Here is a 16,097-nt window from a genome sequence, read left to right on the forward strand (position 1 = left end):
TTTTGCTTTTTACTTACCTCTGCCTCTTTTTTCTTTCCTCGTTTTGTCTTTTACTTTCCTCTGTGTCCCGTTTACTTACCTCGTTTTGCTTTTTACTTTCCTCTGCCTCTTTTTTCTTTCCTCGTTTTGTCTTTTACTTTCCTCTGTGTCCCGTTTACTTACCTCGTTTTGCTTTTTACTTTCCTCTGCCTCTTTTTTCTTGATAAGCTCCCCTAATCTTCGGCTCGGCACAATCTCCGAATAAATCTATATAAATTAGAGAAACTACAATCATTGATTTCTAGAAATAGGAGGACGATGTATGAACGTTCAGCGTGCAAAGGAAATTGCTGGTTCACCTGTTATGGCGAATGTGTCTTTTAATGGAAGCAATATTTACATTCAGCATGTAGACCCAGAAACAGAGACTGCTCGAATTTTCCCTTTAGATCAACCCGAACACGAGCAAACTGTTAGTGTACAAGAATTAAGAGAAGAATAACCGGTTTTTGGAACCAACAAAGATTCGTATATCACCCTACAATAAAAGAGCTTGGTTTATCCAAGCTCTTTACATCTTTTATCTTTTGAACTAACATCCATCTTTCGGCTTGATTATTATCCATCAGACCGTTAATTCTCCTTTAACAAGTCTTTCTTTAAACTCAATTATTGAACTAAAAACTACACTTTACGGTACTAATCGATCAATATCTCTCGGAAACTCGGCTGCCTCTCTCACATTCGAAAGATTCAAAAGCTTTACAATAAAACGCTCGAGTCCTATCGCAAACCCTCCATGTGGGGGTGCACCATACTTGAATGCTTCTGTATAAGAAGAGAAATCGGCTGGCTGCAGACCCTTTTCTGTAAATGATTGAATAAGCATGTCGTAGTCATGAATTCGTTGACCACCAGATGTAATCTCCGCACCTTTATATAGTAGGTCGAAGGAATCAGTAATAGCTGAATTGTCCGGGTTTGGCATTGTATACATTGGGCGTGATTCCTTCTGATAATGCGTAATAAAGACGAAGTCAGAATTCATGCTCTCCTTTACATATTCCCCTAGAAGTCTTTCACCTTCATTGTCTAAATCCCCATCAGGTGATTGCTTATTGAACTTCGTTACTAAAAGCTTGTGTGCTTCGGCTAGCGTCATACTAGGAATAATCCCTACTTCAGGTAATTCAGTCGTAAATAAGGATAATTCCTGCTCACAATGTTCCTTCAATCCTTGAAATACATAATTCAAAAGCTTCTCTTCTACTTTCATGACATCTAAAAACGATTCAATAAATCCTAGCTCTACGTCAACGGACGTATATTCATTTAAATGCCTAGAAGAGTTATGTTGTTCCGCCCTGAAAACAGGTGCGATTTCAAATACTCGTTCAAAGCCAGCAATGACCATCATTTGTTTATAAAATTGCGGCGATTGTGCCAAATAGGCAGATTGTCCGAAGTAATCAAATGTAAACACATTTGCTCCGCCTTCAGCACCCTGTGCCACTATTTTCGGGGTAAATATTTGATGAAAATCCTCTCTCATTAAAAATTCCTGCATAAGCGAAACGACCTTCGCTTTAATTGAAAAGATCGCTTGTATTTTTTCATTCCTCATGGATAAAACACGGTTGTTCAACAGGGTGTCAAGGTTTACCGTTAACTCTTCCTTGTTCGTTTCAAAGGGAAGCATTTGTGCCTTATTTAATACTGTGAGTGAGTGGACTAACAGTTCGACTCCTAGTCCTTGCTGCTTTGTCTCGACTACTTTTCCTTGTACTTCAACGGCAGATTCTACTGATACATGAACTCCCGTTAGCTCTCCCTCTAAAACACATTGAATCTTACCCGTACGATCCTTTAGCTGCATGAAGCTTATTTTTCCTAAATGCCTGACGCGGTGCACCCATCCCTTTAGCAAAATTGTTTCTCCAATACAATAAACACTCTCTTTTACATACGTTCTCTTCATAACGATTCCTCCTTAAGCATTCAAAAATACTATTTTCACAAAATCCTGGGAGACTTGTGATTACTCTTGCCTCCCAATTTTGAAAAAAAAAAAATCCGTCCCTAAAAAAGGGACGGAAATAATCCGCGATACCACCCAAATTGTCCCAAATAGGACCTGCTCTTGCTAGATAACGGTATGAACCGGTGTGTTCCTACTTTGATTTTCAGAACCACTACTCCGAGGTGTCCTTCCGTTATAGGTCCTTACGTTCTCTCAGCTATGAACGCTCTCTGTAAAGGATGACCATAACCTACTTTCCTCATCATCGTCTTCTTTTATTAAGTTTAAAAAAAACAAAAACCGCCCCTCAAAAAGAGGGACGGATCATCCGCGGTACCACCCAAATTGTCCTAAAGGACCAACTTATCATAATAACGGTTCTAGAACCGTTTGTTCCTACTTACATTCAGAACAACTGCTCCAAGATGTCTTTCCATTACACTTTGTTGTGCTATTTCCAGCTACCAAGCACTCTCTTTGAACTAGTTTGTAATGTACTCTTCTTTTCTTCGCATTTCCTATTAATTTTTACATATCTTACCACGTTTCACCTGAAAAGAAAAGCCTTATTTTATAACCACCATTTGCTTTGAGGAATTAATATCGGTTCAATCGAAAATTCTCTTTCGAACCATTCTTTTATCAGTGTCTTTTTCACAAGATATTCAGAAGCAGCATGAGAAACACCGATTAAAGACATGGACGTTTCATCCACATACTTCATCATCTCTTGAAAGCGCCTATTTCCATATTCATTGTCAATATGGCAATGAATTTCTCCTGAAATGTATGCCTGCACGCCCTTTGCCTCTGCTTGCTTCATCCATTCGACCTTATCCCCGCACCCAGGAATAATCGCCACCTTCTCGATTGCTTGATGATCCTTGCCTTCAAAATCAACATAAGGGATGTCAAATGTGCTTTCTAGCTTTTGAATGAGTCGTTGCGTTGAGATAGAGGAGATGCTTCCTATGATCCCTATTTCACCATGTTCATCACCGATAATCCATTCTTCAATGTTCACATGTAGCTCCCTTGCTATCGCTACACTTGTCCCTAGTTCTTTATGATAATCCATTGGGGCATGACATGTGTATACAGATAGATTCTTTTCCTTCATACCCGCAATCCAATCTTTAGGGATTGGAACAAACCCTCTCCCCCACTCACCCTTAGGATCACCACATTCCATCACAAGAGGATGATGCATAAATAACAAATCGCCTGCGTTAGCTTTCGAAATAAATGTAGCAAGAACATCATCAGTTGGAAACACTGCTAAAAAGACTTGATTGACGACCTCTGCACCTTCAAGCATTAACCCATTAAAATAGGTCGTGAATGAAGTGGTAAACTCGCTTTTCCAATCGAATCCCACAGGTTCATATACCATTGGGACAAATCTACTAAAAGCAGAATCCCTTCCAAAAGAATCTATACGAAACTCTTTATTTAATGACTGTACAAGCTCCTTACGTTTTATCATCCTTACTCCTCCACCCTTCGCGATACTTGCATTCTAGATTACTTTACGTTATTAGTAAAATATATATATTTTATAAAAGTTATAATTTTTTTATATAAAGGGGAATATCACATGATGGATCTATACGAAACGTTCATTACAGTTGTAGAATCTAGCTCTTTATCTGAAGCTTCTAGAAAACTTCACACCTCTCAACCAAATGTAACGCTCCGAATTCAAAAGTTGGAAAAGGATTTGGATATCGTATTATTTGACCGAGAGGGAAAAAAGTTAATTTTAAATCCATCTGGCTCAAAGCTATATGAACAGGCAAAAAACTAAGCGTGCAATTCAGTCAAGTAAAGCATCAAATACAATTATTAAAGGACCCATCCTTCGGTCATATTAGAATTGGTGGTGGCTATTCATTCCTCCACTATTACTTACCAGACTTATTAGTAAATCAACAAACGGATAGGCCCAATCTAACATTCTCTTTACGAACACTAACTTCTCACCAAGTCTATGAATTAATTGAGCAATATAAATTGGATTTTGGATTTGTGACAACCGTTAAGCCATCTCACCATATCGAACAGATTGATTTGCCCATTTTTTCGACTATTAAAGTGATAGCGCCTCCTTCTTTTCCAGCTAAAGATACACTTACATTCAAAGAGTTAGAAACTTTACCTATTATTTTATTTGATGAACAATCGAGCTTTACCCAGACGATTCTTCAAAAGTTACCAGTTCAAGTTAATGTCAAAGTGGTCGTGGATCATATAGACTCAGCCATTAGACTTGTTGAAAAAGGCGTAGGTATCTCCATCATCCCGTTACGACCAGACAATGAGGAATGTAGGTTTAAATGCCTTGAACTAGAGGAAGACATCTTCCCCTCCACATCCATTTCATTGATTTATCGGAAAAATCGATACCTCCCGCCCTCGTTTGTACAATTCATTGATAAACTGACTACATTTTGGAAACGGAAAAACTAAACTTGTACTCAGTTTTTAATAGTAAAGAACAAAGGCTCAGGGCGCCCCGTTTAACCTAAGGCAGAGCAAATAAACTGTCATGAAGAAAAGGGTTGCTTTCTCTTTTATTCATGACAGGTTATTTGACCAAGGAAAAAGTGATTTTTCTTTTTCCCTCGAGTAGGATGAAATAACAAAGATCGTCGCCATTTCATCTTGGCTGGGTGCTGGAGCTGGATTTAGCCGTAACATGGTATAAACTAAACACCATAACTTATATTTCTTAACTTACGAAAAAGGAGAACACATCGTGTCCTCCTTTACTTGATTATACGCAATGCAAAATACAGTAGTAAAAACAAACCAAACATACTACTGACCGATAAAATAAATTGGGAGAGATGAAATTTAATGCGAGGATCTAAATCTAGAAAGTCGGTTTCAATCGAAAATCTCCTTGGATATTCCCCTTCATATCCCGTCATGGATAAATCTTGAGTAATAATTGGAAAAGGGCCTCCAAAGGCTGCATTTTTCAATTCACTTTTGACTCTTAATGTTTGCTCCAAACGAAATAGAACAGGAAACAAAGCAGATACTACTTACTAACAGAATGATAGCCCCAGCAAGGATCTTCTTCACTTTTTCCCTCGTTACAGCTTTGAGAAATATGGATTAAATCTTCTCTCTTCTTTTTGAAGAGCTAAATCCGCCTCTCCTAATAGGTTCTTTTCCTGTAATCTAGTATAGATGCTTCGAACAAAGTGCTTCCAATTCACTCTTCTATAACGGAAAGTGATGTCCTGTCCCTTCGTTACTTCAACCTTTTGTAGCCACTCGCAAATTGTTTTGACTGAAACCTTCTCCAAGGCTACCATTGCCACAACAACTGTCGCCATTCTTTCATCTTCCTCAGCATCAAACACATGATGAGCATGATTTATCAATGCACATATTCCAATCCATAAAGTTTCACATTCTACTCTATGAACCTTCTCACTTTGTACACACTCTTCTAAAGCATCTGCTATATGTGCTGCTGCATGAGCCCATCCCTTTTCCTCAACATAGCCTCTAACATCTCTTTCTTCTTCACAATAGGCAACTAGTCTATGTAATATTTGATCAAAGGATTCCTTGTCTAGAAACGGATCTTGGTTGTCTCTATGGAGGAGTAAGGCAATCAATAAAGACGAGAACGCTCTTAGAAAGACGCTATCAGTCTCTGACTCTCCTACTTTATGAAATAGCATTTTATCTGAAACTGCTACATCAAGCTGCTCCCTCAATTCCTTATTAGTAAGAAACTTTTGTTCGATGAGCCATTTGTATAATATCGTGTAACCTAATTGATCTCGCAGCTCTGGATCGGTCGAATCTAAAATATCTACTACTTTACTTACCGCCTCATATTCTGTGAGTCCATCAGGCAGCTTATATCCACTTTCAACTACTCTTTGCAATTCTTCTTTAATCATATTGACCCTCTTTTCTATTTTTCTATATACTATTTATAACCTATATTGGGAAATAAAGGTTAAAAATTCTTCTTGTGTCCGATGTTTATATTTCATTACAGCAAACGTATTGGCTTCAGGTAGTTGAAAGGAATGACAATCTACTTGAAGAAGCCTTCCTTCAAGTAGCTCTCTTCGTACGGTCGATGTAGGTAAGAATGATACTCCCAGTCCCTCAACAATAAATCGTTTCGTTATATGAACCTGCGATACTTTCATCATTCGAATAGTGGGATAGTGATGCTTGACCACTTTACATAGACTGTCCCAATAGGCAGGGTGGTTATGGGTCAAAAGGTATTGGCTTGTAAGGACCTCTTCTTCCTCTAACGGCAAGGCTGATTCTGCATCCCTTCCATCATGTGATGTGACTAAAACAACCTGGTCATGATATAAAAGTTCACTTATGAGTTCTGAATGGACAGTCGGAAGACAAGATAAACCAATATCGACAACCTCATGAAGCACAGCCTCTTCAATCTCTTTCGATTCAATAATCTTAACAGCAATTTCAACCTCAGGATGCTTATCAATATACCTTTTTAACACAAAAGGCAAAATCGTATCTGCAATAAGAGGAGAGATTGCAATTGAAAGCTTGGTCGTATAGCCTTGGCTAAATGAGCTAATATCCTCTAATCCATGTTGATACATATGAAGAAGCTCCCTAGCGTGCTTTAAGTACCGTCTACCTTCTTCCGTTAGCTTCACTTTCTTCCCTTCTCGTTCAAATAATGACACTCCAACCTCTGCTTCTAATTGTTTAATATGAACGGTAACAGTTGGCTGAGATATATACAATATTTCCGCTGTTTTCCGGAAACTCCCACACTCCCCCGCTGTTATAAACGTCGTTAACCAGCTAAATTCCACCTCTTACCTCTCCTTATTAAAATTATTAATCAATTCATTTAATAATCTTTAATTTTATTAATTGATTATATTTTATACAATAAATGTAAGAAAGTGAAACTTCAAAATAATTGGAGGATGATAGCATGATGAACCAAGGATTAAAAGGTGTTGTAGCCGCACAAACGATGATTAGCCATATCGATGGTGAAAACGGAATACTACTATACAGAGGATTTGAAATTCGTCATTTAACCAAAAGCCATTCATTTGAAGAAATCGTATATCTATTATGGTACGGAGAAATTCCGACACCACCTCAGCTTCAACTGTTGAAGAAACAATTAAAAGCGCAGAGAGAGCTTCCACCTATCGTGAAAAATATCATCAAACAACTTCCAGTTCATATGGATATGATGAGTGTCATCCGAACAGCTATTTCATCGCTAGGAACAACAGAATATGGATGGAAGCCAACCGTTAACGAGGCCATTACGTTGACAGCACTAGTTCCATCCATCATTGCATTTCGAAACCATCAACAAGAAGGGACACCCTATGTAGCGCCAAACGATAAATTAGACCACGTTGCCAATTATTTATATATGTTAACTGGTGAAATACCAGCAAGAGCCCATGTTGATGCGCTTGAAACGTATATGATATTAACACTCGAGCATGGGATGAATGCATCCACCTTCTCTGCTAGAGTAACAGCTTCGACTGAGTCAGAAATTATATCCGCGATCACATCAGCTATTGGAACGATGAAGGGTCCACTCCATGGCGGTGCCCCGGCAGGTGTTATAGATCTATTGGATGAAATTGGAAGTGTTAATCGTGCAAAGGAAGTGCTGAAAGCAAAAGTACAAAGCGGAGAAAAATTAATGGGCTTTGGCCACCGAGTCTATAAGACTCATGATCCACGTTCGGTTGCCTTAAGAGAAAAGCTGTTACAATTAGTCGGTGAGGATGCTTGGCTTGATTTAGCCCTGCATGTCGAAAATACAGCCATTGACGTATTACAGGAGCTAAAGCCAGGTCGCGCGTTATATACGAATGTAGAGTTTTATGCAGCAGCGATTATGAAAGCAATTCATATGAAGCCTGAATTGTTCACCCCTACATTTACCGCAAGCAGAGTTGTAGGTTGGACGGCGCATGTATTAGAGCAAGCTGAAAACAATACCATCTATCGTCCACAATCTGAATATATCGGTGATCGTAAACATAGGGAGCAATAGAGTAGAAAGAATACAGGAATCAAATATTGCCTGTATAAGAATCATTTTGAGAAAAGTTACTAACCGAAACAAAAAGCTCCAACATTTATTAAAGGAGATGCTGGAGCTTTTGTTAAATAGTCCTAAAGTTATAACCGTCTTAGGTAGTTGAGGCTGTAAAAAAAAAAAAAAAATGTTGGTATCATTTACTTAAAATGAAACTACTACCCTAATCATTGTAACTTTCTGTAAGTAACTTTCATAATCTCTATATCTGTATTTACACTGATTTGAATATGTAACATTCACTTCATAGTATGTACATAGATGACACCTTAAGAATGTACAGTTTGGATGATGTTGCAGCAAGTTAGCATTTATTCTAGACTTCAACCTTAGGAATTCTCCACCAGTTTCCTGTCAGCTACCGAGCGCTTTGGCACTTACTCGGATTGGACTTTTATCAGCTAGCAATTAACGTCTTACTGGGCACGCCTACTACAAAAAACTTGGGGGTCCCAGGCTTTTTCACCTTAAATATGTCAATTAATTCACAGAAATTTTCCCTTTATTAATCGTTCGAATCAATGCAATGATACTTCTACAAATTAACAGCTTTAACACAACACTAATAAATGAATGAACCCATGTCCAGCCCTTTCGCCATGTAATTAGTTTTGTCTTTCTTTCCGCAATGGTCTCTATGAGAACTTGGGGAATAACAAAGGGAAATAGTTTTAATAGTATCCCTGCTGGCTTACTATTGAGTGTCCATTGATTATAGTAAAGGAGCATTAAAGGGTAATGTATAAAATCAAAGGGTAAATGAACTTTCAGCTTACCAGAAAACTTCTTTTTATATTTCAAGTATCCCTTTGAAACTAAATAAAGATCTGCAAAATAATTACCAATCACACTAACAAGATACACAATAACCCAATCTTTAAAGGACCGCTTTACGATGGCGAAAGGTAACAGAATCAATCCAATTGCAGTGGTAAGCATTAATAAATAATATGGAAGATTGCTCTTTTTTCTACTCATTTCTAGGTCACCTCCTACTATAAATAGGATGGCGTCGTTTAAAGCTTTTATACAGTACAAATTGCTACTGATTAGAATATAAATAAACAGCCTGTTTTTTTAAAAGGCTGTTTTTATAAAACCTATTCATGACCATTCTTCGATAGCTTTAATGCAATTTTCTGTAGCCTAGGATCATTTCCAGACAGGCCGATTTTCTCCAGCACAGCTATCATAAAGTCATAGTGAGCATGTCCACGGCTCGTAATGATATTTCCATCCACACAACACTCGGTATCAATATAAGTACCTTCCTGATAATAGTGTCTAAAATGCTCATTAATATGTGGAAGTGTCGTATACTTCCCCTGCAACTTCCCGGCAGCGGCGACTAATACGGAAGAAGCACAACTTGCTGCTATCACGCCTTCAAAGCCTTTAATAAACGCAAGGAGCGCAACGTTTTGAAGTAATTCCTCCGTAATCTCTCCACCTGCCATGAGAAAAATATCATATTGATTAGGGTCCTTACCCTCCATGGAGGTTGATGAAATAAGCATACCTCCATCAGATGAAATCAAACCTCCACCGATGGATACAGTCTCAATGGTGTATCCTTTGTTTACCAAAAACTTTTGAAGCAATGCAACCTGCCACATAGCGAATTGATCATAAACGAAAAACGCAACCTTCCCCATCTCATCACTCCTATTTTAAAGTCCTGTTCTTATCTTACAAATGGTGATTCGTGCCCAGCTACTATACCTCTTACGGAAACTCTTTATGGTCTAACTAAGTATACACATTGCTGGAAAATGTTGACAAACTATTAGCTAATTTTGTTTAAGTACAATATTTCACAATCTTCCTTCCTTTAGGCTACCATGACCCATTAGGACTCTGAGGGGCTTCTATTTCTACTTACTATTTACTGCTTTAACGACATATAGCAGGTACCAGTCGATAGACAAATAAGACAGCAAACGTATATGGTGATATTTGAAAAAATTTCCATGCTACTACTCATTCATAATACCATTTTGCCTTTTTCTTCCCGTAGCTCGTTTTTTCTCGGGTCGAAACAATTCTCCAAATGCTACATCTCCTAAAATCAACATAGCCCCGGCTATTTGCACAAGACTTAACTTTTCTCCTAAAATGACAGCTGAAAATATCAATGCCGACAGCGGCTCCAAATATCCGAGGATTGATACTGTCTGAACGGGCAAACCACCTATGGAGGAAATCTCCAGCATAGCAACCATTGGCTCCCTAACATTCCCTTTTATTCATGACAGGTTATTTGACCAAGGAAAAAGTGATTTTTCTTTTTCCCTCGAGTAGGATGAAATGGCAAAGATCGTCGCCATTTCATCTTGGCGGGTGATGGAGCTGGATTTAGCCGTAACATTGTATAAACTAAACACCAGAAACTTATGCTTTCTGTACAAAAAAGTGTATTAATCCTGTTTGGATTAATACACCTACTTCTACTAACTTATCAAGCGATTATATTTCTTTTCAATACTAATTTTTGATCTATCAAATAAAGATGCTATTTCTCGGTATGTCATTCCATTACCAAGAAATTCAATACGTGCAATTTCCTCTCTCTTGCCCATTTTTTATATTTACTTACTGTCCTAATTTTTTCCCTTTCAGCAACTACCCACTGTGGCTCCGGAAGAATAGTCTGACTTTTTATTATAGTCATACTTTGATTTTAGTTACCGTCATAAAAGTATTTGATCATAGTTTGAATTGAAGAATAACTTCCTCTAACTCCATCGCCATTTTAGCTAACTCTTTCGCTGCAAAGGAGACATCCTCCATAGAAGCACTCATTTGTTGAGAAGCCGCTGCAACATTCTGTGAATGTTCATTTACATCTAAAGATGTGTTTGATACATGTTTAATGTGATTGACTACTTCGATAATACGGTTTTTCATTTGATCCATAGCGATACCAACATCTGAAATATTTGAAGATACCGTAATCACTGCACCCTTAATCTCGTCAAACGCTCTTCCACTTTCATTTATAAGCAGTAGTCCATCTTTTGCTGAATTTGCTCCCTTATCAACGAGGCTCATTGATTCGTTTATTCCATCCTTAATGTCTACGACTATATCATTTATTTGTAATGCGGATTGGCTCGATTGCTCAGCAAGTTTTCGCACTTCATCTGCAACAACCGCAAAGCCCTTACCATGTTCTCCTGCTCTTGCAGCTTCGATTGCAGCATTTAAAGCTAATAAATTCGTTTGTTCTGAAATTGATTGGATTATTAAACTAATTTGGCTGATCTTGTTGGACTTTTCGCTCAGCTCACTAATTTTTTTAGCAGATGAGGAAACGTTCTTATCAATTTCGTTCATTTGCCTTACAGTTTGGTGAACCACATTACTACCTTGTTTAGCTGTTTCTGCTGAACTATTAATCGAATCTCTTACACTCTCCATGCTTAGTGAAACATGATCTACATGTTTAGATACCTCATTAATAATTTCAACTGCATCTTCCATAGCCATCTTCTGATCATCTGTTCCCGCTGCAACACTTTGGATTGATTGTGAGATTTGAATTGACGCTTCCTGGTTTTGAATTGACCCTGCAGCAAGTTCTTCAGAAGTAGCGGATAATTGCTGAGACCCATCGGATATTTTTGTAATGACATCTTTTAAACTATTAGCCATAATATTATAATTTTTGCCCATTTCTCCGATTTCATCAGTAGAATTAATGGTAACTCGCTGTGTAAGGTCACCTTTTGACATAGCTAATGAAAGATTACTAATCTTTTGAATACTACTAGTAATTCGCAAGCTCATGAAAATAGAAACTAGTACAGCTATAATAGCCGCGATTGCACCAATAAACAATAATGCCCCACGAATATCATTTGCCGTTTCAGACAGTTCACTTTGTTCAATAACAGCAATGTACTTCCATCCTTCATTAGCTGAAGTAACTGTATTTAGTACAAAATCTTCCCCATTAATTGTTGCTTCAAATGTCCCATCTTTGCTTAAATCCTTTAATTGAGGGACATTCAGCTCAGAAATAGGCTTGAAATTCAACTCTGGATTTTTCGGATTTGCTAGAATCGTTCCATCACTTTGGGTTAGGATGACATAGCCATTCTCGCCTATTTTAATATCCTTTATAATATTAGTTAAACCTTCTAAACTAACATCCAGTCCTAAAACACCATTTTGTTTACCATCTTGTTCAATTGTTACTACGTTACTAACTATTATTCCATCTTGACCTGTTGCAGCATAGGCGCTTGTTAGTTTAACTTTACCTGGTTCCTCAAGAGCTGTTTTATACCACGGGCGTTCTCTTGGGTCAAATCCAGGTGTTGTAGGGCCTTCAGGATATTGGACGTAACCTCCATCAGGTGTTCCCATATATACATAAGCAGCATTTGGATGTGTTTCTCCAAATTGTGAAAATACTTCAAAGATTGCTTTCTCTACTTCTCCATTTTGCGAAGGTGTCATATCAATGGAATCACCCGCAGCAGTTTGAGCAACATAAGAGGTAATGCTTTTGTCCGCTTTCATTACTTCTGGATTTGTTGCTAATAATAAGGCATTTTCTCTTATTGATTCAAAATACATAGAAATGGCGTTATCAACCTGTGTAATTTCTCGTTCACTAAAATTAATGTAATCCTGTTCTGTGGTTTTACTCACTTTATTATTAACGAAAAATCCAATAAATAGCATCGGTATTAACGAGAGTAATAGCGAATAGACTAATAATTTAGCTTTAAAGGTGAACTTTAATTTTTTCATATCCTCTAATCCTTTCCTTTAATTAGAAAAGGGCATATGAAAATGCCCCTTCCGCTGATTACTGTTATTTTTGAACCAATGCTTTAAAATATGCTGTTTGTCTTGAGAGAATTAACATCTCCTGGTTAAACCAAGCATTTGCTTGCACTGTATCAAATTCAACGACTAACGCCTGCTCCTTATCATCAGCAACTACTGGCTGGTCAAGGGCGTATAAAGGATCTAGTGTATATAAACTACTCCCACCAAGGAAGTTCTTTTCTGTTCCAACATAATTCGATACAACCGTGTAAGCTTGTGCTCCAATAGCGACTGCATCCCATGTAACCATTGAACCCTCTGGATACGGATTAGCAGAAATAACCTTATTTATTTCCATTTCTCCACCGTATTGTCCATGCCAAGCAGACGGAATTGCAATCATGTCTGCACGCTTAACCGCTAAAACTCCAGATGCTTCTGGAAACTCTGCGTCTTCACCTATTAATAAACCAATTTTCCCTAATTCTTTTGTTTTAAAAACAGGCAATGATTCACCAGCATTAGCCCAAACCTTATCACTCTTACTTAAATGTGTTTTTTGATATTTTCCTGCTACGGAACCATCTTGAGAAATAAGTAAGGCTGAATTGTATAGATCCATGCCGTCCTGTTCAATAAAACCAAATACAATAGCAACTTCATATTTTTTAGCAATCTCTGTGAAGAACTTAGCAGATTCGCCATCTGAAGCTTCTGCCAATGCATTTACGTCATGTTTCTTCAGTCCATCAACTGGTCCCGTTAAGGATAGCTCAGGAAGAACAACTAAGTTTAAATCAGCATTTTTATTCTTTGCTTCTTCAATCAAACGTACAATCTTCTCTTTGTTTTGCTCTTTCTCTCCTAAAACAGGTTCATATTGAAGAGCACCCGCAACAATATGATGTGATGTTGTATTCTTTGTATAATCCCATGGTGCAACGGTATGCATTAACTCTTTATATAATTCAGGCCTTCTTCCCTCTAAAGCTTCTTTATTCTCATTTTCGTATAATTTAGGATCTACTGTTGCAAACGTTATAGTTGGCTCATCGATATCTTCACTTGGTGTCATAACAACAGGTGCTTCTGCAAGCTTCGTTCCTTTTGGTGACCAAATAGCACTACCACCAATCATATGAAAGCCATTTTCAGTATTTGAACGGTTAGCACTAACAACATACATTCCGTTTTGTTGTGCTCGCGCTGGTAAAGCTGAAATGGCTTGTGCTGAAGAATTTGTTGGAAAGGCTAAGATATCAGCACCTTGGATACCTGCTAATCTGGCAGTCTCCCAATAAGCTGAATCCATGCAAATATTTATGGCTATCTTACCAAGCTTCGTATTGAATACTGGTACACCTAGGTCTCCCCAAGCTCCCCAATGCATTTCTGTTTCCCACATTTGCGTTTTTCGGTACTTTCCAATATAGCCTTCCGGCCCAACAAGTGCTGCAGAATTATAATAAAGATTTGTTTCCTTGTCTACTTCAGCCATACCGAAGACAATATATGAATCGTATTGTTTAGCTAGTTTTTCAAAGGCATCCGTTGTTTTTCCTGGGATTGAATCAACGAATGGCTCAATTGCCTCTCGATCAGCATAATAATAACCTGTTGTTGCCATCTCTGGAGCTACAACGAGCCTCGCTCCGTTTTTAAAAGCATCCTCAGTTATCTTTAAAAGCTCTTCAACGTTTTTATCTCTTTCATTGAGAATAGGATTAAATTGAACTGAAGCTACTTTAAACGGATCCAAAATTTGTTCTACTTTCTTCTCTTCTTTTGCTTGTACTTGAGTTATCTCCTGATCCCAGTAGTAGCCAGTGGTAGATACTACCGTAAGTAGAATAAGAAGCACGGTTAATAATTTTTTTGTTTTCATATTGCTCTCCTTTAGTAACTAAGCTTTGATAATTGATACGTATTGTTCTCAAAGTTTTATATGTAGTGAGATTGTATTCAATGAAGTCAGCTTTTTTAAGTTTGTATTTTCATAACTTTCTAAAGTAAAATCTTTAATTCCACAATATTACTCATGGATCATAACTCATCTTCTTTAAACACTCTTAGGCTATTAGTAACATCTTCCTCCTTTTATAAAGACAAACAAAGAAAAACGGATATATCCATAAATAGATATGGAATAGCCGTTTTTTTGTTTGGGCTATTCGGCAACCTGGCAATCATAGTTCCTTATGAGAACGTTAGACCCAAAGCTTTGCGTCCTTACCTTTCGATAAGTTTGCCTTTATCGTCATTTTAAAATAAATATTTTCATGTATTAATTCGTACCTTTAAGATAATACAAAAGTCGGATAAATCTTTCAAGTACTTTTTTACTGGTAAACACTCTTTCTTATTATTCTATGTAAAATAAAAATAGAAGCACTTGTTGAGGTTAAGTAATTCGGTTGTGGAGTAGAAAATATAAAATCACAAGTCTTTTAACAAGGGAATTCGCATAATAATTCCCTTGTTTCTTTTTATTGATATGACAAGGATTACTTTGGTTTAACATTGAAAATAGCAACGGTTTTAGCATTGCTTCTGACTAGTGGACAACAGTTATTGTTCACAAGTCAAATGTGTGCTAAAAATAAGGTCAAAACCTATGATAATTGGATAACTAATTAAAGGTATATCGGAGGTAAATAAGGTTTTTCATGGTAAAATATAGATATAGAGATTGTGAAAGAATGTTCTTAAACTAACGAAGCAGGATAGTTCAACAAGAGGATTAGTAGCTATGATAAAATCAGAATAGTTTAAAAATAGTAAGGGGGAAAAATTATGGCTTACGAAGAAAATTGTCCTTTTTGTAATCCTCATAAAGATAAAGACCAAAATATATTATCTGAAAATGAAACTTGTTATTTGTTACAGCATAATAAACAACAAGATGTATTAGAAGGTTGTGCAGTAATAGTTCCTAAAAAACATCACGCTAATGCCTTTGAGTTAACTAAAGATGAGTGGAACGATACATATGAACTTTTACAAAATGCTAAAGAGTATTTAGATAAAGAGTTTTCTCCTGATGGTTATACACTGGGGTGGAACGTTGGTGAAGTATCTAATCAGTTTATTTTCCACAGTCATTTTCACGTTATCCCAAGATATAACGATGAGCCGTTAGCTGGTAAAGGAGTTCGTTATTGGTTAAAACAACCTGTAAATAAGAGAGAAAAACTAAAAATACAAAAATAG

The 16,097-nt window shown here is 37.2% G+C and carries 14 protein-coding genes, 1 pseudogene, 1 riboswitch and 2 other annotated features; of the genes and pseudogenes, 5 read left to right on the forward strand and 10 right to left on the reverse strand.

Going from position 1 to position 16,097, the window contains the following annotated elements:
• Positions 1 to 301: 301 nt before the first annotated feature.
• Positions 302 to 481: a small acid-soluble spore protein H gene (locus ACFSCX_RS16625; RefSeq protein WP_377929369.1), complete on the forward strand. Its 180-nt coding sequence runs from the start codon at positions 302 to 304 to the stop codon at positions 479 to 481.
• Positions 482 to 670: 189 nt separating this feature from the next.
• On the opposite strand, the gene aspS is transcribed toward ACFSCX_RS16625, so the two are convergent.
• Both aspS and ACFSCX_RS16635 read right to left on the reverse strand, forming a co-directional pair.
• Positions 671 to 1,957 carry an aspartate--tRNA(Asn) ligase gene (aspS, locus tag ACFSCX_RS16630; protein WP_377929370.1) on the reverse strand — a complete coding sequence of 429 codons (1,287 nt, stop codon included), beginning with the start codon at positions 1,955 to 1,957 and terminating at the stop codon, positions 671 to 673.
• Between the two features lie 105 nt (positions 1,958 to 2,062).
• Positions 2,063 to 2,274 (reverse strand) — a binding site (T-box leader).
• A gap of 37 nt (positions 2,275 to 2,311) precedes the next feature.
• Positions 2,312 to 2,518, reverse strand: a binding site (T-box leader).
• A gap of 52 nt (positions 2,519 to 2,570) precedes the next feature.
• Positions 2,571 to 3,485: a Nif3-like dinuclear metal center hexameric protein gene (locus ACFSCX_RS16635; RefSeq protein ID WP_377929371.1), complete on the reverse strand. Its 915-nt coding sequence runs from the start codon at positions 3,483 to 3,485 to the stop codon at positions 2,571 to 2,573.
• A 111-nt stretch (positions 3,486 to 3,596) separates the two neighbouring features.
• On the opposite strand from ACFSCX_RS16635, the gene ACFSCX_RS16640 reads away from it, so the two are divergent.
• Positions 3,597 to 3,806 (forward strand): LysR family transcriptional regulator, encoded by a 210-nt coding sequence (locus ACFSCX_RS16640; protein ID WP_377929372.1) that lies wholly within the window; start codon positions 3,597 to 3,599, stop codon positions 3,804 to 3,806.
• A gap of 2 nt (positions 3,807 to 3,808) precedes the next feature.
• Positions 3,809 to 4,468 (forward strand): LysR family transcriptional regulator substrate-binding protein, encoded by a 660-nt coding sequence (locus ACFSCX_RS16645; protein ID WP_377929373.1) that lies wholly within the window; start codon positions 3,809 to 3,811, stop codon positions 4,466 to 4,468.
• A 632-nt stretch (positions 4,469 to 5,100) separates the two neighbouring features.
• On the opposite strand, the gene ACFSCX_RS16650 is transcribed toward ACFSCX_RS16645, so the two are convergent.
• Positions 5,101 to 5,925 (reverse strand): DUF2785 domain-containing protein, encoded by an 825-nt coding sequence (locus ACFSCX_RS16650; protein ID WP_377929374.1) that lies wholly within the window; start codon positions 5,923 to 5,925, stop codon positions 5,101 to 5,103.
• Between the two features lie 33 nt (positions 5,926 to 5,958).
• Positions 5,959 to 6,837 (reverse strand): LysR family transcriptional regulator, encoded by an 879-nt coding sequence (locus ACFSCX_RS16655; protein ID WP_377929375.1) that lies wholly within the window; start codon positions 6,835 to 6,837, stop codon positions 5,959 to 5,961.
• A 125-nt stretch (positions 6,838 to 6,962) separates the two neighbouring features.
• Between ACFSCX_RS16655 and ACFSCX_RS16660 the strand changes: the two genes are divergently transcribed.
• On the forward strand, positions 6,963 to 8,060 hold the full coding sequence (locus tag ACFSCX_RS16660; RefSeq protein WP_377929376.1) for a citrate synthase/methylcitrate synthase: 1,098 nt from the start codon (positions 6,963 to 6,965) through the stop codon (positions 8,058 to 8,060).
• A gap of 525 nt (positions 8,061 to 8,585) precedes the next feature.
• Here ACFSCX_RS16660 and ACFSCX_RS16665 read toward each other — a convergent pair.
• From ACFSCX_RS16665 to ACFSCX_RS16690, 6 genes and pseudogenes are all read right to left on the reverse strand, one after another.
• Entirely contained in the window at positions 8,586 to 9,083 is a 498-nt protein-coding gene (locus ACFSCX_RS16665; protein ID WP_377929377.1) for a CBO0543 family protein, read from the reverse strand.
• Between the two features lie 122 nt (positions 9,084 to 9,205).
• Positions 9,206 to 9,760, reverse strand: coding sequence for a DJ-1/PfpI family protein (locus ACFSCX_RS16670; protein WP_377929378.1), 555 nt, complete (start codon positions 9,758 to 9,760; stop codon positions 9,206 to 9,208).
• A 321-nt stretch (positions 9,761 to 10,081) separates the two neighbouring features.
• Positions 10,082 to 10,291: an EamA family transporter gene (locus ACFSCX_RS16675; protein ID WP_377929379.1), complete on the reverse strand. Its 210-nt coding sequence runs from the start codon at positions 10,289 to 10,291 to the stop codon at positions 10,082 to 10,084.
• 520 nt (positions 10,292 to 10,811) lie between these two features.
• The gene (locus ACFSCX_RS16680; protein ID WP_377929419.1) at positions 10,812 to 11,780 is read right to left on the reverse strand and encodes a methyl-accepting chemotaxis protein; all 969 of its coding nucleotides are present in this window, start codon (positions 11,778 to 11,780) and stop codon (positions 10,812 to 10,814) included.
• Positions 11,754 to 12,866: pseudogene (locus ACFSCX_RS16685) on the reverse strand (HAMP domain-containing protein); the annotation flags it as partial. The gene ACFSCX_RS16680 and the pseudogene ACFSCX_RS16685, both read right to left, overlap by 27 nt.
• Positions 12,867 to 12,930: 64 nt before the next feature.
• On the reverse strand, positions 12,931 to 14,772 hold the full coding sequence (locus tag ACFSCX_RS16690; RefSeq protein ID WP_377929380.1) for a nitrilase-related carbon-nitrogen hydrolase: 1,842 nt from the start codon (positions 14,770 to 14,772) through the stop codon (positions 12,931 to 12,933).
• Between the two features lie 285 nt (positions 14,773 to 15,057).
• Positions 15,058 to 15,147: riboswitch (cyclic di-GMP riboswitch) on the reverse strand.
• Between the two features lie 533 nt (positions 15,148 to 15,680).
• On the opposite strand from ACFSCX_RS16690, the gene ACFSCX_RS16695 reads away from it, so the two are divergent.
• On the forward strand, positions 15,681 to 16,097 hold the full coding sequence (locus ACFSCX_RS16695; RefSeq protein ID WP_377929381.1) for an HIT family protein: 417 nt from the start codon (positions 15,681 to 15,683) through the stop codon (positions 16,095 to 16,097).

The organism is Bacillus salitolerans, assembly GCF_042680805.1.
Lineage (GTDB): Bacteria > Bacillota > Bacilli > Bacillales > SA4 > Bacillus_CJ > Bacillus_CJ salitolerans.